The sequence below is a fragment of the Marinobacter sp. SBS5 genome (assembly GCF_048285575.1).
Taxonomy (GTDB): Bacteria; Pseudomonadota; Gammaproteobacteria; order Pseudomonadales; family Oleiphilaceae; genus Marinobacter.
The window spans coordinates 509,682-526,914 of the sequence record NZ_JBLWAZ010000004.1; the positions used below are offsets into that span (position 1 = coordinate 509,682).

The window sequence follows — 17,233 nt, forward strand, 5'->3', positions numbered from 1 at the left end:
ACTACTAGATAACGAGGAACCGAGCATGAGTAGCGGACACATCGTTCAGATCATTGGCGCGGTTATCGACGTGGAATTTCCACGTGACTCCGTGCCACGCGTTTACGACGCACTGCTGCTTGAAGGTGGCGAAACAACACTGGAAGTCCAGCAGCAGCTGGGTGACGGCATTGTACGTACCATCGCAATGGGCAGCACCGAAGGCCTGAAACGTGGCCTGAAAGCAGAAAACACCGGCAAGCCGATTTCTGTACCTGTTGGTACAAAAACTCTGGGCCGGATTATGGATGTTCTGGGTCGTCCTATCGACGAACAGGGACCGATCGGTGAAGAAGAGCGTTGGGGCATTCACCGTAAAGCACCAGGTTATGCTGACCAGTCAGCTTCTGCCGACCTGCTGGAAACTGGCATCAAGGTTATCGACCTGATCTGCCCGTTCGCCAAGGGTGGTAAAGTTGGTCTGTTCGGTGGTGCCGGTGTTGGTAAGACCGTTAACATGATGGAACTGATCAACAACATCGCGAAAGAGCACTCCGGTCTCTCCGTATTCGCAGGTGTTGGTGAGCGGACTCGTGAAGGTAACGACTTCTACTACGAAATGAAGGACTCTAACGTTCTTGATAAAGTAGCGATGGTCTACGGCCAGATGAACGAGCCCCCAGGAAACCGTCTGCGTGTAGCACTGACCGGCCTGACCATGGCTGAGAAGTTCCGTGACGAAGGTCGTGACGTACTGTTGTTCGTAGACAACATCTACCGTTACACCTTGGCCGGTACTGAGGTATCTGCACTGCTGGGCCGTATGCCTTCAGCGGTAGGTTACCAGCCGACTCTGGCTCAGGAAATGGGTGAGCTTCAGGAGCGTATTACCTCCACTAAAGATGGCTCCATCACTTCTATCCAAGCGGTATACGTACCTGCGGATGACTTGACTGACCCATCCCCAGCCACCACCTTCTCGCACCTTGACGCGACTGTGGTACTGAGCCGTGACATCGCTTCCAAGGGTATCTACCCTGCGATCGACCCGCTCGACTCCACTTCCCGTCAGCTGGATCCGCTGGTGATTGGTGAGCAGCACTACAACGTTGCTCGTGGTGTTCAGAACGTTCTTCAGCGTTACAAAGAACTGAAAGACATCATCGCCATTCTGGGTATGGACGAGCTGTCAGAAGACGACAAGCTGATCGTATCCCGCGCGCGTAAGATTGAGCGTTTCCTGTCTCAGCCTTTCCACGTTGCTGAAGTATTCACCGGTTCCCCCGGTAAGTACGTGTCTCTGAAAGAGACCATTGCCAGCTTCGAAGGAATTCTTAACGGCGACTACGATGACATGCCGGAGCAGGCGTTCTACATGTGCGGCGGCATCGAAGAAGCAATTGAGAAAGCTAAGGCAATGAAGGCGAAGGAAGGTAAGTAACACCTTTCTTCACTTTCAGACGCAAGAGGCGTAAGAAATGGCTATGACCGTACATTGTGACGTCGTAAGTGCCGAAGAGAAAATTTACTCCGGTCTGGTGGAGATGTTAATCGCCACCGGCACCGAGGGTGAGCTTGGTATTCAGTTTGGCCATGCTCCGCTATTGTCTGCGCTCAAGCCGGGCGCAGTGCGGATCATCAAACAGGGTGGCGCCGAGGAAATTCTGTACGTATCCGGTGGATACATCGAAGTGCAGCCTAACCTCGTAACCCTGATGGCCGACTCTGCAGTTCGTGCAAAAGATGTAGACGAAGCTGCAGCTCTGGAAGCCCAGAAGGAAGCCGAGAAGGCACTGGCAAACAAATCAGGTGAGTTTGAATACTCCCGGGCGGCAGCAGAGTTGGCAGAAGCCGCTGCTCAGCTGCGCACCATCCAGAAACTGCGCAAGAACCTGCGATAAGCAGTGCTTGCGTCAGTGCCCGGACAGGCCTGACAGTGAACCGCATCCGCAGGTGGCGGGCTTTGGTTTTTCGAAAGGAAGCCATAAGCCCTTCATCGGGGTGCGGTTTTTTACTATGAGATGACCAACGAATTTGGAGTTGATCGCCCCATGAATCCGTTACACGTTGTTATTCTGGCCGCCGGTCAGGGTTCAAGGATGAAATCCGCACTGCCGAAGGTATTACACCCGGTAGCCGGCAAAGCCATGCTGCATCACGTTGTTGAAACCGCGAAGCAGCTGGGCGCAGAAAAAATACACACGGTGATTGGTCATGGTGCAGATCAAGTGCGCGCCTCGCTGGAGGATGACAGCGTCAACTGGGTGCTTCAAACTGAGCAGCTAGGGACAGGTCATGCGGTCGCCCAAGCGTTGCCGGACTTACCGGATAACGCCCGGGTACTGGTGTTGTACGGCGACGTACCGCTGACCAGCAAAGATACTTTGCAAGGCATGGTAGAAGAGCTCAACGAAGAGCGTTTGGCATTGCTCACGGTCGATCTGGACAACCCGCAGGGTTACGGTCGGATTGTGCGCAGTGCGGAAGGTCAGGTGCAGGCTATCGTTGAGCAGAAAGACGCCACTGCAGAACAGCAGGCGATTAAAGAAGTAAACACGGGCATTCTGGCCGTGTCGGCCAAGCACCTGAAGAGCTGGTTACCAACGCTGTCTAACAGCAATGCTCAGGGCGAATACTACCTGACTGACATCATTGCCATGTCCGTCGAGCACGGCCTGAGCGTAGAGGTTTCCCAGCCCCGGACGGCGTTTGAAGTACAGGGCGTGAATAACCGCCTGCAACTGGCTGAGCTGGAGCGTTGGTATCAACTGCAGCAAGCAGAGCGATTGATGACTGAAGGCGCCACCCTGGCTGATCCTGCCCGTATTGATGTACGCGGTGAGCTCAGCATCGGCAACGACCTGTGGATTGATGTTAACGTGGTGTTTGAAGGCAAAGTCAGCCTTGGCAGCAATGTCAGCATTGGCCCGGGTTGTGTCATTAAAGATGCGACCATTGCCGACGGCGCCGAAATTAAAGCCCACAGCGTGATTGAGGGTGCGGTGGTCGGAGCCAATGCTCAAATAGGCCCCTTTGCACGATTGCGCCCCGGCACCGAGTTGTCGGCCAATACCAAGGTTGGTAATTTCGTAGAAACTAAGAAAGCCATCGTGGGTGAGGGCAGTAAGATCAATCACCTCAGTTACGTAGGCGATGCCTCTCTTGGCCGTAATGTGAATGTGGGTGCAGGCACGATCACCTGCAACTATGATGGCGTCAATAAGTTCCGCACCGTACTGGGTGATGGTGTGTTTGTTGGCTCCAACACGTCTTTGGTGGCACCCGTGAAAGTCGATGAAGGGGCCACCATTGGCGCGGGCTCCACGATTACCCGCGATGTCGCCGAGAACGACCTAGCGGTGGCGCGTGGTAAGCAGCGAAATATTTCAGGCTGGGAACGGCCCAAAAAAGCGTAAAGACCGATTAACGAACAGGTGATAGCAGCATGTGTGGGATTGTAGGAGCGGTATCTGAACGGGATGTCCAGGGGATTCTGCTGGAGGGTCTGCGCCGACTCGAGTATCGGGGTTACGACTCTGCGGGCATGGCCGTTGTGGGTTCCGAGTCTCAGGTACAGCGCGCCCGGGAAGTGGGTAAGGTTGCTGCATTGGCAGATGCGATCGAAGCCAATCCCGTTGCGGGCCACATGGGGATTGCCCATACCCGTTGGGCTACTCACGGCGAACCTTCTCAGCTGAACGCACACCCGCATATGTCCGGTGACCGCTTGGCCATCGTTCACAACGGTATTATCGAAAACTATCAGGAACTGCGTGATGAGCTGAAAGCCGAAGGCTACGAGTTCACCTCCCAGACCGATACCGAAGTGGTTGCTCACCTGATCAACAAGCACTATCAGGCCGACAACAACCTGTATAAGGCGGTGAAAACGGCGATGACCCGCCTGCGCGGTGCCTACGCGCTGGCCGTTGTCCACGCCGACGAGCCGGATCACATGGTGGTGTCTCGTGAAGGCAGCCCACTGGTGGTGGGTGTGGGTATTGGCGAGAACTTCATCGCCTCTGACCAGTTGGCCCTACTGCCGGTTACCGACCGTTTCATGTTCCTGGAAGAAGGCGATATCGCCGACATCCGCAAGGACAAGATCGCCATCGAAGACCGCGACGGTAACGTGGTTGAACGCAGCATCACCCGCTTCGAGCATGCATCAGACTCCGCTGATAAAGGCGAATACCGCCACTACATGCTGAAAGAAATCTACGAGCAGCCGAAGGTGGTCAAAGCCACCATGACCGGCCGCATCACCGACAGCCGCGTTCTGGAACAGGCCTTGGGCACCGATGCCGCCAAGCTATTGGAGAACGTCCGTCACGTTCAGATCATTGCCTGCGGTACTTCCTACCACGCCGGTATGGTCGCGCGTTACTGGATTGAAGAACTGGCCGGTGTACCTTGTTCTGTGGAAGTCGCGTCGGAGTTCCGTTACCGCAAGCACGTGATTCAGCAGGACACTCTGTTCCTGTGCATTTCTCAGTCCGGTGAAACGGCCGACACCCTTGCCGCCTTGCGTCAGGCCAAGAAAGCCGGCTTCCGTGCGGCGCTGGCGATTTGCAACGTACCGGGTAGCTCCTTGGTGCGTGAATCCGACTTGGTGATCATGACCCAGGCCGGCCCGGAAATTGGTGTGGCCTCCACCAAGGCCTTCACCACTCAGCTGGTTGCGCTGCTATTGTTCTCTGTGGCTTTGGCCCGTCATAACGGCCTGAGCGAAGAGAAAGAAACCGAGATCGTTAAAGCCTTGCACTTGGTGCCCGGCCAAGTCAGTGACGTACTGGCGCTGGACGGTGAAATCGAGAACCTGTCCAAAGCCTTCATGGACAAGAACCACAGCTTGTTCCTGGGCCGCGGTTCCCAGTATCCGGTGGCGATGGAAGGTGCTCTGAAACTGAAGGAAATCTCCTACATCCACGCGGAAGCCTATCCCGCAGGCGAGCTTAAGCACGGGCCGTTGGCACTGGTGGACAGCGAGATGCCGGTTGTCACTGTCGCCCCCAACAACGACTTGGTTGAGAAGCTCAAATCTAACCTAGAAGAAGTACGCGCCCGGGGCGGCGAGTTGTTTGTGTTTGCCGATAAAGCCGCAGGCGTGAAAGCCGAGCCGGGTATTCACGTGATGCAGCTACCTTCGGTCCACGAAATCACCGCACCGATTGTCTACACCGTGCCTCTGCAGCTGCTGTCGTATCATGTGGCGGTACTGAAAGGCACAGACGTAGACCAGCCTCGTAACCTCGCTAAGAGTGTGACGGTCGAATAACTGACCGTCTACGCTGATAGGCCTTTCAGTTACGGCCGGCTAACGGCCGTAACGCTCTAGGTAAATGGTAAAAGATATAAGCTTGTATTTTCGTATGACATAATTGTTATGTTATAACGTCATAGTATTGGGTGGCGTGTTGAAAGTAGTTGCCCTGTATTCATCCACATACATTGATTTCAAACAGGGAACGACGAACCCATGACAGACGCCCCGACACGTATTCCCACTCACTTAGTGCTTGGATTTCTCGGCGCTGGCAAGACCACGGCAATCCTCAACCTGTTGAAGCAGAAGCCGGAAGGAGAGAACTGGGCGGTGTTGGTCAACGAGTTCGGAGAGGTGGGTATCGATGGTGCATTTCTGTCTCATCGAGGTGTGGCAGTGAAAGAGGTGCCTGGCGGCTGCATGTGCTGCGTCTCAGGGTTGCCCATGCAGATCGGACTCAACAGCCTGATCAGTTTTTCACGCCCAGACCGGTTGTTTATCGAACCAACAGGATTGGGCCATCCGGCACAGGTGATCGAGACCCTGACCGGCGAGTTTTACACCGATGTTTTGCACCTTTCGACATCCGTTTGCCTAGTGGATCCGCGCCGGCTGGAAGACGAGCGTGTGCTTACCAGCCGGCAGTTCCATGACCAAGTGGCTGTAGCGGAGCTGTTAGTCGCGAGCAAGGCTGATCTATGCACACCCGAACAGTTAGCCCGGTTCGACGCTTGGGCGAGTGATTGGCAGCCAGCAAAGCGGCGCATTGGACAGATCAGTGGAGGGCAGCTCCCCCTAGCATGGTTATCGGGGGATTCTGATCGACTTCCCCCACAGTATCCTGAAAGTCACCACCATCACCATGGCAAACCAAAGGCCGAAAAGCCGTCACTAACTGATGAGCCATGGCAGTCGTATTTCAATATGGGCGATGGCTATTCCAGTATGGGCTGGCGCATCCATAAAGACACCGTGTTTGATCCGATCGCGCTGGAAAGTCTGGCCAATACTGAGGAATTTGAGCGCTTTAAAGGGGTGGTGCACACAACCGATGGATGGTGGATGTTGAATGCCGTGCAAGGCACATTAACGCTATTGGAAACAGAACCCGCTGACGAATCACGGCTTGAAATTATCAGCCACACGCTGAAACCCGATGATTTGGATTATCAGCTTCGCGCTGCTTGCTTTATTTCTTAACCCAATCGACCAGAGCTATGGAAATAAACTTCAGATGGTTGCCCATGCTCAACTTGGCCGGGTAGCCGCCTTTGACGAGCAGTCGGTCGCAGTATATGCGACCGACTGCTCGAAATGACGGAGAGGATTTTTGGTTAGACCCTTTCGATCAGTGTGGCAATACCCTGGCCCACGCCCACACACATCGTGCAAAGTGCGTAGCGGCCACTGGTGCGCTGCAGTTGGTGGGCTGCGGTCATCAGCAAACGAGCGCCGGACATGCCCAGTGGGTGCCCAAGTGCTATCGCGCCGCCGTTGGGGTTAACCCTTGGGTCATCGTCGGCGACGCCCAACTCACGTAGAACGGCCAGACCCTGAGCGGCGAACGCTTCGTTCAGTTCGATTACGTCGATTTCATCGATGCTGATCCCCTGTTTCTCCAACAGTTTTCTAACGGCGGGCACAGGCCCGATACCCATAATGCTTGGTTCTACACCCGCGGTGGCCATACCCAAGATCTTAGCCATGGGCTTGAGACCATGTTTATTCACGGCTTCTTGGCTAGCCACTAACATGGCAGCGGCGCCGTCGTTAACGCCTGAAGCGTTGCCCGCGGTGACGCTACCGTTTTCACGAAAGGGCGTTGGCAGGGCGGCGAGTTTTTCCAATGAACTTTCGCGCGGATGCTCATCGGTGTTGAATATGAGCGGGTCTTGTTTACGGCGCGGAATGGATATTGGCACAATTTCTTCTGCGAACACCCCTAAGCTTTGTGCTCGAGCTGTTTTCTGCTGAGACCGGAAAGCGAACTGGTCTTGATCTTCCCGCGATATTCCAAATTTTTCGGCAACATTCTCTGCGGTCTCCGGCATGGAGTCGGTGCCGTACTGCTTTTTCATCAGTGGGTTCACGAAGCGCCAGCCTATAGTGGTGTCTTCGATCATCTGGCCGCGGGAAAAGGCAGAACTCGCTTTGCCCATCACATAAGGGGCGCGAGACATGGATTCCACGCCACCAGCCAAAACCAATTCCATTTCCCCTGCACGAATGGCACGGAAAGCTGTGCCTACGGCGTCCATGCCGGAGCCGCATAATCGATTGAGGGTGGTGCCCGGCACGGAGCTGGGCATGCCCGCTAGCAGAGCTGACATGCGCGCCACGTTACGATTATCTTCACCGGCTTGGTTGGCGCAGCCCATCATCACTTCGTCAATAGCGCCTGGGTTCAGCTCGGGGGCCTCCTGCAACACGGCCTTAAAGATATGGGCCGCAAGGTCGTCTGGGCGAACACTGGCGAGGGTGCCGCCAAAGCGGCCGATGGCCGAACGGCGCGGATGGCAGAGAAAGACGTCAGTCATAGTAAACCTCACAATTGGCTGGCATGGTGGGCGTTCGTACGTGCCTTTAGATCACGCAGGACGCTTAGTTCTTTGGTTGTCGGTTCGGGGGTGGTTTCTAGCTGATCCGCAAATTGGATCTCCCAGCCCGTGGCCTCGATCACCTGTTCCCGAGTCACGTTTGGATGCAGGGACGTGACCACCAACTCTTTGGTTTCTGGATCCGGCTTAAGAATGCACAAGTCGGTGATGACGATCGTGGGGCCACGCCCGATATTGGGCACATTTTCCCGGGCTTTACCGTCTCGTCCGAAACCCAATGTAGTGACAAAATCAACGTCTTTTACGAACGAGCGTTTGGAGTGTTTCATCGTAATGAAGACTTCTTTCGCGTTGGTTGCAATTTCTGGAGCGCCTCCGCCACCGGGGAGACGTATTTTTGGTTCTCGATAGTCGCCGATCAAGGTGGTATTTAGGTTGGCGTAGCGGTCGATCTGGGCGGTACCCAAGAAGCCGACGCTGATGTGCCCACCCTGTAGCCAATAACGAAACATTTCGGGAACAGCGACCGTGGTCAGAGCCGATTCGCACAACTCGCCGTCACCAATGGATAGGGGGAGCACGTCGGGCTTCGTTTGCAGTGTTCCGGATTCATAGATCAGAGTGATATCGGGCGCATGGGTCAGGCGGGCTAGGTTGGCCGCTTCGCTAGGAAGACCAATACCGACGAAGCACGTCATATCATTGGTCAATGCTCGGGCTGCAGTGACGCTCATCATTTCCGAGGAGGTAAACTCAAGGTTCATAATGCAGTTCCTTTCTCGAAGACATTGTGTTGAAGCCAGGTCAGGAAGGTTTCACGATCACGGGCGATGCCATCCCAACTTTTGTAGAAGGCGTTGTCTCTGTCGTAGTAACCCAATGCATAGGACGGGCTTGCGCCTTTAGGCGCCTCAGCGATGGCGGTTATTGCCCAGGCAGGCAGTACACATGCGTTAACGGACGCACCAAGGTCATCGACGATTTCCTCGACTGTTACGATGCTGCGCTTGGCTGCCAGAACGACTTCTTTTTGAATACCAACAATGCCCTCTATCAACACGTTACCGTTTCGGTCAGCGCGCTGGGCGTGAATGACGGCAACGTCTGGGCGAACAGATGGCACAGCGGCTAGGCGTTCATCAGTGAACGGACAATCGATGAATTTTATCTGGGCATTTACTTTTGGCAGGTCGCTGCCGACGTAACCACGTAAAACTGCGAATGGCAGGCCAGCGGCACCTGCTTCGTAGGCGCACGCCATGGCAGCGTGGCTGTGTTCAAAAATTTCTAACTTATTGGGCCAGTTTCTTTCCACGGCATCCCGCATACGATGCAGCGAGCCTACACCGGGATTGCCGCCCCACGAGAAAATCAGTTTTTTTGCACAGCCTGCACCGATCATCTGATCATAAATCAGGTCTGGGGTCATGCGGATGAGGGTCAGCTCACGTTTTTCCTGACGGATGATCTCGTGGCCGGCCGCGAACGGAATCAGGTGCGTGAACCCTTCCAGGCAGACCGCGTCGCCGTCGTGAATATAACGACTCACGGCTTCCCGGAGGGAAAGAAATTCAGCCATTGCAGTGTCTCCAGTGCATTATAGTGGTCATTCGTATTGCGAACATAAGTTTTTATTACGAACATAATGTCGCGATTTGGTTTTCATCGTCAAGGGTAAAATGCAGCGAATCGGAAAATATCAACAGATGTTCGCATTGCGAACTATCTGGTATCATGAGTCGATATTTACACCGAAAGCCATTTAAGGAGCGGCAATGGACGAGCAGATTCTTAAGCCCGGGGATAGGGATTTCGTAGGAGCACTGGCTTCAGGGCTGGAGGTACTTCAGGCTTTCGACTCGGAGTACCCACGTATGACCCTGACAGAGGTGGCCGCACGAACAAACATGGACAGGGCAAAGGCGCGACGATTTTTATTAACCCTGCATGCGCTTGGGTTTGTAAAGCGCAATGGTCGTCAGTTCGAACTCACCCCTCGGGTTTTACAGTTGGGTTATGCCTATCAGGCATCGAATCAGTACCGGACGGTTATCCAGCAGTACTTAGAGGACATCACAGCAGAGCTTGGAGAATCCTCTTCTCTGGCCGTGCTTGACGGAAACGACGTGGTCTACGTGGTGCGATCTGCAGCGCGGCACCGTTTGATGGCGATTACCCTGTCGGTGGGTACGCGACTGCCAGCCGCCTACACGTCAATGGGGCGGGTTTTGTTGGCGCAGTTGCCGGAATCGGAACGGCTTGCTTTTCTAGACCGGGTCCAGCTAGAGCGTTTCACGGAGTCATCTATTATTGACAAAGCGGCGCTGGGTACCGCCATCGATAAAGCGGGTGAGCAAGGCTATGCTATCGTCGACGAGGAACTGGATTCAGGTCTCCGTTCCGTTGCAGTGCCGGTATTTGCGGGTAGCGGGGAGCTTCTTGGCGCGATCAATATCAGCACCAATGCCGCTCGGGTAGATATGGAGACATTGATGACCGTTTATCTGCCACGGTTACAGGAAGCAGCACAATCTGTTCAGCTGGCCACACGGTAATGCCTAGCCGGAGTTCCGGGATCGGGGGCAAAAGGTCTTTGAGCGTAAGAGACGATGGCGCCTCGCTTATGATCAGTGCTTTGAAAAAAGCCTGGACAGAGTAAAATAGCCTGTCCAGGCAAAGCCCTCGATTTAAGAGGCTGAGGGGGCTAGAAATTGTATTGGGCGGCGAACATCAAGCGGTTTGCGTCGCCTTCTTCGCCACTGACCTTCTTCACTTCGTAGCGGCCATATTCAACACCGAGCGTGACGGATTTTACCGGACTCCATTTATATGTCAGGAAGGCATTGCTGTTACGTTCGTGTTTGTCGTTGACGTCAAGGCCATCGTCAACTGCATCGTCCCAATCCATCGTAGTCATGCCGTAGACAGCGCTAAGGCTTCCCGGCCCGACCTTGATCGTGGTGCCCAGATTGGCGCTATAGCCAACAATGGTTTCAACACGATCACCATTCAGGTAGGCATCTTCGCCGTAGTAGTTTGTGCCTGAACGCCAGAGATAGCCGTTAGCTCCATCGGTGTAATTCACATTACCCTGGATCGTGACCGTGTCTGTCACCTGAAATTTGGCTGCTGTAAACACTGCAAAACCAATGGCGGAGTCGTCTTCGCTGCCGGTGTCGTAACCAACTTCCTGCAACAACGCTGAGGTGGAATAACTCAGACGGCCACTCTTGCTCTCATAACGTGCTGTCAGTGTTGGGAAGCCGGTTTTGGATTGCTGGCCCTGAATCTTGGATTTCGGATCCTCTACGGCCAGAGACAAGCCTCCAGTGGTGTAACGAACCTGAGCTGTACGGTTATAGAGACCAGCATTGCCCGCAACGCCGTCCATTTCTAGTACGGAGGTGTTGCCTACAAAACTGTTATAGTTTGACCAAGTGCGGCCTACTATCCAGTTTTTGTATTGGCCATACGCATGTCTCAGACGCAACTGGCCACCGCTGGTGCCGCCTCGGAAATCGCCTTCCACATTAATTTTCACACCGTTGTTCAACGTGGTGGTTACACCAAGGCGGGACTGAACTGCATCTGCGCCAAAATAGCCGTTCGCCTCGCCGTCTTCCGCCGATCCGGTATTTACTTGGCTGAAATCGCCTGAACGAGTACCTGTGCTTTTGCTGATGTCTTCATTGATATCGTAGGAGGCATTAAGACGGGCGTAGCCGTAGATGTTTACATTGGCGTCGTCGGTCTGGATTTCGAAGGCGCTGGCGACGTTCGCCGTGCCAAGAAGCAATGCGCCTGAAAAAAGTTTTACTGACAGAGATAGTTTGTTTTTTGTCATCGTTGCTGCCTTTCAAAGTGTTATTTTTTCTGTTTTTAGAGCGCCGGACCCTAGGGACTCAGGCGCCGTTGTTAAAGCCGGCAGCAAGCTATCAGTGTTATAGAGTTCGCACCATTATCTAATTTAGATAATGTGTATATATTAATTATATAAATGGAGCCTTTGTTAGCGGCTGGGATTCTCGTTGTTGTGAACAGCCACATTATCCTGCTGGTTTATGGCAAGCAGAGCTCGACCTTTCCAGATGCCTTGTTCGATCTGTTGGGTAGCTTGATGTCGCACGGTTTCTGCCAGCTTCAGGGTGGCAAGGGAGGGCGGCAGGTCTTTCGGCGTCACAATAGCGAGCGACCTGTACAACTCCGGAGTAACAATTGGAATGGCCACCACCTCGGCGCGGCCGACCATTTCGTGAACTGAGGCATAAGAAAGAACCGTGTATCCGAGACCGCGTCGTACCAGATCGGTCATCAGTGGCCAAGCGTTGACCTCAATTGCCAGCTCAAGTTTTTGTTGCTGGCGCATGGCTTCCCGTTCCATAAGCTCCCGAAGCCCGTGCTTTTCTTCCGGCATTACCAAAGGAAGCTCTAGGACTTCACTCAGTGATATATCCTGACGTTGCGCTACCTTGCTTTTGGGGGGAGCGATTAGGTAAAAGCGCTCGTCGATGAGTGGGGTGTAGTTCAGGTGTTTTTGTTTGCCGTCGTTATATGTAATTGCCAAGTCAACGCGATGTTGTGCCACCAGTTGCTGCAAGGTGCCACTCATCGCTGATTTTACGGCGAGGTTAACCTGTGGATAATTACGACGGAATTCTTCGATGATCCCTCCGGAAAACGTGTGCGCGGCTGTCGGTAAAATGCCGAGAACCACTTGTCCGGTGACTTCACCGGCAATGGCTGACACGGATGCCTGAGTCCGCTCCAGATCCTGGAAAATGGTGAGCGCTTTATCGTAGAGCAGCTCACCCGCGGGTGTCAGAATGACGCCCCGACCGTGCCGAACAAACACTTCCACATTCAGAGCTTCCTCCATCAGCCGGATTTGTCGGCTTAAGGCGGGCTGCGCTGTAAACAGTTTTTCGGAGGCTCTACTGAAGCTGCCGGTGTTGGCAATGGTCAGGAAAGTATTCAGTTGCCGGAGATCAATTTTTAGCTGGAAGGCCATGGCGGTTTCCTTGCGGCTCGGGGAGGGTAGGGGTCACCAAGATATACATTAATTAAATGGGAGATATATAAAGTATATAATAGTGGCATTTTATTCGCAGTGTTATCGTGCCGGCATTCCTAAAAAGATCGGCGAGATGACACGATGGATAACCAGAACCTAGACGCAGAAAATGAAGGGTTAAGCGGCTTTCGAGCGGCTCTCGGTTTTTCATTGGTGGAGTGGGAGTTGGGTCGAGCGGTTATTTCCGCTCCGGTGACTGACATTCATCTTAATCGCAATGGATCAGTCCATGGAGGGGCGTTGAGCTCACTTCTAGATAGTGCTGCAGGGTTGGCCGGCACATACTGTCGGGTGCCTGGTAACATTCGCCGTTGCGGAACGATTTCACTGAATACTCAGTTCATGAACTCGGTTCAGGATGGCGTCATGGTTGTTGAAGCCCGTCAGATGAGTCGTGGCCGGAAGATTTTTTTCGCCGAGGCACAAGTGACGTGTAACGGAATTCTGGTTGCCACTGCCCAAGGTTCGTTCCGTTACATTCTGGGCGGCGAGCACGAAGATGGCGTGGCGGCTAACTGAGATATGCACTCAGAGCCGGACAATCGTATGGGGGCTACGTTCACCCTTTCGCAGTTTCGTTCAGGGATTGCCTACCTAGCTCTGTTTTTCGGAGCCTCCGTTTTCTTGCCTGGCAGTACAGCCATCACCGTGATTCTGGCCTGCACCGCTATTTTTCTCGGCTGGGGTTTGCTGCGCCCGGTTGCCCGAACCATCGCGGCGTTAATTCTGATCGTCACCGTTTTGGCGCTGGTTTTTGATCCGACGGTCTTGGGCAGTGCAATGCAGAGTATGGCCGGGATCGTCGGGCTTATTCTGTCGGTCATGGTGTTATCCGGCGTTCTTGGCACATCTAAAGATTTGGACGTTATTTCCCGCAGTTTGTTTAAAGGTCAGTCTTCCAGTCGGTATATGGGACTGAGCTTTGGGACCGGTATTTTGGCTATCCCTCTGAACTTCGGTTCCGTTGGCTTAGTCGCCTCGATGATTGGTGCCCGGGTACAGCTATCGGGTGACGACGCGGCCTCCCGGAACGCGGCGCGAGCCGTGATTCGTGGATTCGGGGCCTCGCCGATGGGATCGCCATTGTCTGTAGCGGTGGTTATGACCGTTACATTGTTGCCTGGATTGGCAAGCTGGAGGTTGTTGGCTTGGAGTATACCGTTTGCGGTGACCTATCTGATGATTGGCGTCTGGTTCCGTGAGAAGGAAACTTCGGGCGAAGACGGTATCGAGATGATTGAGCCGGATTCAGAAGAAGCGGCTGAGGCTCTTGGATCCTGGGCCCGATTCATTGGCCTCGCGTTGTTGGTGTCATTGGAAGCGTTTGCGCTTAATACCTGGGCCGGCCTGAGATATTCACAGGCTGTGACTATCAGCTGTTTAACCGTAGCGGCCTTGTGTCTGCTGGTCCGGCGCTTCTCCACTGGTTCTGCCCGCCTGCCCACCCTGTCGAATGTGGTCAATGAGCTCGCCATTATGGGAGGAGCTTCGTTTCTAGGGGGAGCGTTGGCCGTCACGGCGTTGAATTCACTGGGCGATGACTTTGCGCTTTCAGACTGGGCGTATTCGTTGGCGGCGTTCTGTATCCCTTGGGTGTTTTACCTGGGGGGTATGGTGGCGGTCAATCCGATTGTAACTGCCACCGTGATTGGTGGCGTGATGGGACCGATCTGGCCGGAAGCCAGTGTGGTTGCACTGGGTCTAGGCATGGTAACTGGATGGGGTATCACCATTGCGGGCACCCCGTTCTCGGCGAATGCCCTGCTCCTGGAACGGTTCACAGGGTATCGCGCGCGTAGAGCTGCCTATGCCTGGAACCTTAAGTATTCATTTCTCTTTTTGGGGTTGAGTGGCGGTCTTTGCGCGGTCCTCATCCTTGCTGCTCCCATACTGGGACAGACTTCGTAAGCATTTAAGAACTGTGGAGGCCCTGATGGCACTTGATCAAGAAACCCTGAACCAATTTGTTGATAGCGTTCGTAGGTATGTACGCGATCGCCTTGTGCCGCTGGAAATGCAGGTGGCTGAAGAAGACAGAATCCCAGAAGAAGTTATTGACGAAATGAAGGAGATGGGACTCTTTGGCCTGTCTATTCCGGAAGAGTTTGGTGGCCTTGGCCTTAGCATGTCAGAGGAAGTCGCCATCATTCAGGAAATGGGCTACACCTCCCCAGTTTTTCGTTCCATGTTTGGAACCAACGTAGGTATAGGCTCGCAGGGCATCATTATTGATGGTACGGAGGAACAAAAAGCCGAATATCTGCCAAAGCTGGCCAGTGGTGAGCTGATCGGCTCTTTCGCGCTGACCGAGGCCGATGCCGGTTCCGATGCGGGGTCTGTGATGACCACGGCGCGTCGTGACGGAGACAGCTACGTTATAAACGGCAGCAAGCGCTACATAACGAACGCTCCGAGGGCAGGCGTCTTTACGGTGATGGCCCGAACAGGCACTAAAGAGGAAGGTGGCCGAGGCGTTTCAGCTTTCTTGGTAGACGCGAACTTGCCAGGGATTTCACTCGGCAAGCCGGACAAGAAAATGGGCCAGAAGGGCGCGCATACCTGTGATGTCATTTTCGACAACGTTCGGGTTCCGGCAGACGCGGTGATAGGCGGTAAGGAAGGTCAGGGCTTTAAAACGGCAATGAAGGTTCTGGACAGGGGCCGATTGCACATTAGTGCTCTGAGTGTTGGAACTGCCAAGCGCCTGATCGATGAGAGCCTGGCTTACGCCACTCAGCGTAAACAGTTCGGAACGGAGATCGCTCAGTTCCAGCTGGTTCAGGCCATGCTGGCGGACAGCCAGACTGAGTACTACGCAGGAAAATGCATGGTTGAAGAAACCGCCCGCTCTTACGATTCGGGTGCCCCGGTGTCGATGAACGCGGCCAGCTGCAAACTCTATTGCACCGAAATGGTGGGTCGCGTTGCTGACCGAGCGGTGCAGGTTCACGGAGGGGCAGGCTACATCAGTGAATACTGTGTTGAGCGTTTCTATCGCGACGTTCGCCTGTTCCGCCTTTACGAAGGCACCTCTCAAATTCAACAGCTGGTCATTGCGAAGCAAATGATCCGCGACCTTAATGGTGCATCGTGAGCGAGGAGTCGGTTATGTCTGGTCCGTTATCCGGTATTCGTGTCTTGGATTTGTCACGTGTAATGGCCGGTCCCTGGTGTACCCAGATCCTGGCTGATCTGGGAGCAGAGGTCATCAAGATCGAACGGCCTGGTCTGGGCGATGACACCCGCCACTGGGGGCCTCCCTGGCTGAAAGACGAGCAGGGTAACCCGACGAAGCAATCGGCGTACTATCTGTCTGCCAACCGTGGTAAGCACTCGGTAACGGTGGACATCGGTAAACCTGAGGGGCAGGCACTGATTAAAGAGCTCTCGGCTGAGTGCGATGTGCTGGTGGAGAACTTCAAAACAGGCGGCCTGGATAAGAAAGGGCTGGGCTATAGCGACCTATCAGCAATCAACCCTGGGTTGGTCTATTGCTCTGTCACCGGTTTTGGCCATACCGGCCCGATGGCAAACTACGCCGGATACGATTACCTGATTCAGGCCCAGTCTGGACTGATGAGCATCACCGGTGCCGCGGATGGGCAGCCGGGTGCCGGCCCGCAACGCGTGGGTATGGCCGTGGCGGATCTCACCACCGGTATGAATGCGGTAATCGCCATTCTATCTGCGATCCACCATCGGTCGAAAACTGGCGAAGGCCAACATATCGATATGGCCTTACTGGATGTGCAGGTGAGCTGGTTGGCTAATCAGGCGCTGAACTATTTTTGTAGTGGCGATGTGCCGGGGCGTACCGGTGAATATCATCCGAACCTAGCACCGTATCAGCCGTTCCCGACCCAGGACGGTCAGGTGATTATTGCGGTGGGCAACGACGGACAGTTTCAGCGGTTGTGCAAGGCTGCCGGTTGTCCGGAACTCGCAGAAGACTCGCGTTTTTCTACCAACCCGCAGCGGGTCATTCATCGTCAGGAACTGGTCGGGAAATTGTGCGAATACACCCGGACCCGAACCAGCCTTGATTGGATGAATCGTCTGGCAAAGGTTCATGTCCCGTGTGGTCCGATTCAGAACATTGCGGAAGTCTTCGAGGATCCGCAAGTGAAAGCACGGAACATGAAGCTGGAGCTGGAACATCCTGAGCTGGGTAAGGTGCCGGGGATTGCTAATCCCATCAAGTTCTCTAAAACGAAACAGAATTATTCCAAAGCGCCTCCCTTGTTGGGTGAAGATACCGATGGAGTACTTCAACGCATACTAGGCAAGTCTGCGGATGATCTTCAGGCGTTACGCGCCGGTGGCGTTCTGTAACTTCGAAGGCACTTTTTTCTCCACCGT

15 protein-coding genes are annotated in these 17,233 nt (G+C 54.2%); 10 read left to right on the forward strand and 5 right to left on the reverse strand.

From position 1 onward, the window contains the following. The first annotated feature begins 25 nt into the window (after positions 1 to 25). From atpD to ACNQ6O_RS13880, 5 genes are all read left to right on the forward strand, one after another. Positions 26 to 1,420, forward strand: a complete 1,395-nt coding sequence (gene atpD / locus ACNQ6O_RS13860; RefSeq protein ID WP_114335141.1) for a F0F1 ATP synthase subunit beta — start codon at positions 26 to 28, stop codon at positions 1,418 to 1,420. A 37-nt stretch (positions 1,421 to 1,457) separates the two neighbouring features. After that, positions 1,458 to 1,880 carry a F0F1 ATP synthase subunit epsilon gene (locus ACNQ6O_RS13865; protein ID WP_114335143.1) on the forward strand — a complete coding sequence of 141 codons (423 nt, stop codon included), beginning with the start codon at positions 1,458 to 1,460 and terminating at the stop codon, positions 1,878 to 1,880. A 150-nt stretch (positions 1,881 to 2,030) separates the two neighbouring features. Continuing rightward, complete coding sequence (glmU, locus tag ACNQ6O_RS13870) at positions 2,031 to 3,395, forward strand: bifunctional UDP-N-acetylglucosamine diphosphorylase/glucosamine-1-phosphate N-acetyltransferase GlmU (RefSeq protein WP_418053816.1); 1,365 nt, start codon at positions 2,031 to 2,033, stop codon at positions 3,393 to 3,395. A gap of 29 nt (positions 3,396 to 3,424) precedes the next feature. Next, positions 3,425 to 5,257, forward strand: a complete 1,833-nt coding sequence (gene glmS, locus ACNQ6O_RS13875) for a glutamine--fructose-6-phosphate transaminase (isomerizing) (RefSeq protein ID WP_418053817.1) — start codon at positions 3,425 to 3,427, stop codon at positions 5,255 to 5,257. A gap of 201 nt (positions 5,258 to 5,458) precedes the next feature. Next, positions 5,459 to 6,445, forward strand: coding sequence for a CobW family GTP-binding protein (locus ACNQ6O_RS13880; protein ID WP_418053818.1), 987 nt, complete (start codon positions 5,459 to 5,461; stop codon positions 6,443 to 6,445). A gap of 134 nt (positions 6,446 to 6,579) precedes the next feature. Here the strand turns inward: ACNQ6O_RS13880 and pcaF are convergent, their stop codons facing one another. From pcaF to ACNQ6O_RS13895, 3 genes are read right to left on the reverse strand one after another with little or no spacing between them, the layout of a single operon-like run. After that, complete coding sequence (gene pcaF / locus ACNQ6O_RS13885; RefSeq protein ID WP_418053819.1) at positions 6,580 to 7,782, reverse strand: 3-oxoadipyl-CoA thiolase; 1,203 nt, start codon at positions 7,780 to 7,782, stop codon at positions 6,580 to 6,582. A gap of 8 nt (positions 7,783 to 7,790) precedes the next feature. Further along, positions 7,791 to 8,567 (reverse strand): CoA-transferase subunit beta, encoded by a 777-nt coding sequence (locus tag ACNQ6O_RS13890; RefSeq protein WP_418053820.1) that lies wholly within the window; start codon positions 8,565 to 8,567, stop codon positions 7,791 to 7,793. Beyond that, positions 8,564 to 9,382, reverse strand: coding sequence for a CoA transferase subunit A (locus tag ACNQ6O_RS13895; RefSeq protein WP_418053821.1), 819 nt, complete (start codon positions 9,380 to 9,382; stop codon positions 8,564 to 8,566). The genes ACNQ6O_RS13890 and ACNQ6O_RS13895 overlap by 4 nt, the downstream gene beginning before the upstream one ends. A gap of 196 nt (positions 9,383 to 9,578) precedes the next feature. Between ACNQ6O_RS13895 and ACNQ6O_RS13900 the strand changes: the two genes are divergently transcribed. Then, positions 9,579 to 10,358 (forward strand): IclR family transcriptional regulator domain-containing protein, encoded by a 780-nt coding sequence (locus ACNQ6O_RS13900; RefSeq protein ID WP_418053822.1) that lies wholly within the window; start codon positions 9,579 to 9,581, stop codon positions 10,356 to 10,358. A gap of 149 nt (positions 10,359 to 10,507) precedes the next feature. On the opposite strand, the gene ACNQ6O_RS13905 is transcribed toward ACNQ6O_RS13900, so the two are convergent. Both ACNQ6O_RS13905 and ACNQ6O_RS13910 read right to left on the reverse strand, forming a co-directional pair. Further along, complete coding sequence (locus ACNQ6O_RS13905) at positions 10,508 to 11,647, reverse strand: DcaP family trimeric outer membrane transporter (RefSeq protein WP_418053823.1); 1,140 nt, start codon at positions 11,645 to 11,647, stop codon at positions 10,508 to 10,510. A 165-nt stretch (positions 11,648 to 11,812) separates the two neighbouring features. Next, complete coding sequence (locus ACNQ6O_RS13910) at positions 11,813 to 12,811, reverse strand: LysR family transcriptional regulator (RefSeq protein ID WP_418053824.1); 999 nt, start codon at positions 12,809 to 12,811, stop codon at positions 11,813 to 11,815. Positions 12,812 to 12,955: 144 nt separating this feature from the next. Between ACNQ6O_RS13910 and ACNQ6O_RS13915 the strand changes: the two genes are divergently transcribed. The 4 genes from ACNQ6O_RS13915 to ACNQ6O_RS13930 all read left to right on the forward strand — a co-directional run bounded on the left by ACNQ6O_RS13915 (position 12,956) and on the right by ACNQ6O_RS13930 (position 17,206). After that, a complete protein-coding gene (locus ACNQ6O_RS13915; RefSeq protein ID WP_418053825.1) occupies positions 12,956 to 13,393 on the forward strand; it encodes a PaaI family thioesterase in 438 nt (145 codons plus the stop codon). Positions 13,394 to 13,498: 105 nt separating this feature from the next. Further along, entirely contained in the window at positions 13,499 to 14,782 is a 1,284-nt protein-coding gene (locus ACNQ6O_RS13920; protein WP_418053826.1) for a hypothetical protein, read from the forward strand. A gap of 25 nt (positions 14,783 to 14,807) precedes the next feature. After that, a complete protein-coding gene (locus ACNQ6O_RS13925) occupies positions 14,808 to 15,968 on the forward strand; it encodes an acyl-CoA dehydrogenase family protein (protein WP_418053827.1) in 1,161 nt (386 codons plus the stop codon). 14 nt (positions 15,969 to 15,982) lie between these two features. Next, positions 15,983 to 17,206 (forward strand): CaiB/BaiF CoA transferase family protein, encoded by a 1,224-nt coding sequence (locus tag ACNQ6O_RS13930; RefSeq protein WP_418053828.1) that lies wholly within the window; start codon positions 15,983 to 15,985, stop codon positions 17,204 to 17,206. Positions 17,207 to 17,233 lie beyond the last annotated feature (27 nt).

Excerpts from the sequence above, each read along its gene's own strand:
- atpD (WP_114335141.1), top strand. The coding sequence starts at position 26 with ATGAGTAGCGGACACATCGTTCAGATCATTGGCGCGGTTATCGACGTG.
- ACNQ6O_RS13905 (WP_418053823.1), bottom strand. The coding sequence starts at position 11,647 with ATGACAAAAAACAAACTATCTCTGTCAGTAAAACTTTTTTCAGGCGCA.
- ACNQ6O_RS13865 (WP_114335143.1), top strand. The coding sequence starts at position 1,458 with ATGGCTATGACCGTACATTGTGACGTCGTAAGTGCCGAAGAGAAAATT.
- ACNQ6O_RS13880 (WP_418053818.1), top strand. The coding sequence starts at position 5,459 with ATGACAGACGCCCCGACACGTATTCCCACTCACTTAGTGCTTGGATTT.
- ACNQ6O_RS13930 (WP_418053828.1), top strand. The coding sequence starts at position 15,983 with ATGTCTGGTCCGTTATCCGGTATTCGTGTCTTGGATTTGTCACGTGTA.
- ACNQ6O_RS13915 (WP_418053825.1), top strand. The coding sequence starts at position 12,956 with ATGGATAACCAGAACCTAGACGCAGAAAATGAAGGGTTAAGCGGCTTT.
- glmS (WP_418053817.1), top strand. The coding sequence starts at position 3,425 with ATGTGTGGGATTGTAGGAGCGGTATCTGAACGGGATGTCCAGGGGATT.
- ACNQ6O_RS13910 (WP_418053824.1), bottom strand. The coding sequence starts at position 12,811 with ATGGCCTTCCAGCTAAAAATTGATCTCCGGCAACTGAATACTTTCCTG.
- pcaF (WP_418053819.1), bottom strand. The coding sequence starts at position 7,782 with ATGACTGACGTCTTTCTCTGCCATCCGCGCCGTTCGGCCATCGGCCGC.
- glmU (WP_418053816.1), top strand. The coding sequence starts at position 2,031 with ATGAATCCGTTACACGTTGTTATTCTGGCCGCCGGTCAGGGTTCAAGG.
- ACNQ6O_RS13900 (WP_418053822.1), top strand. The coding sequence starts at position 9,579 with ATGGACGAGCAGATTCTTAAGCCCGGGGATAGGGATTTCGTAGGAGCA.
- ACNQ6O_RS13895 (WP_418053821.1), bottom strand. The coding sequence starts at position 9,382 with ATGGCTGAATTTCTTTCCCTCCGGGAAGCCGTGAGTCGTTATATTCAC.
- ACNQ6O_RS13890 (WP_418053820.1), bottom strand. The coding sequence starts at position 8,567 with ATGAACCTTGAGTTTACCTCCTCGGAAATGATGAGCGTCACTGCAGCC.
- ACNQ6O_RS13925 (WP_418053827.1), top strand. The coding sequence starts at position 14,808 with ATGGCACTTGATCAAGAAACCCTGAACCAATTTGTTGATAGCGTTCGT.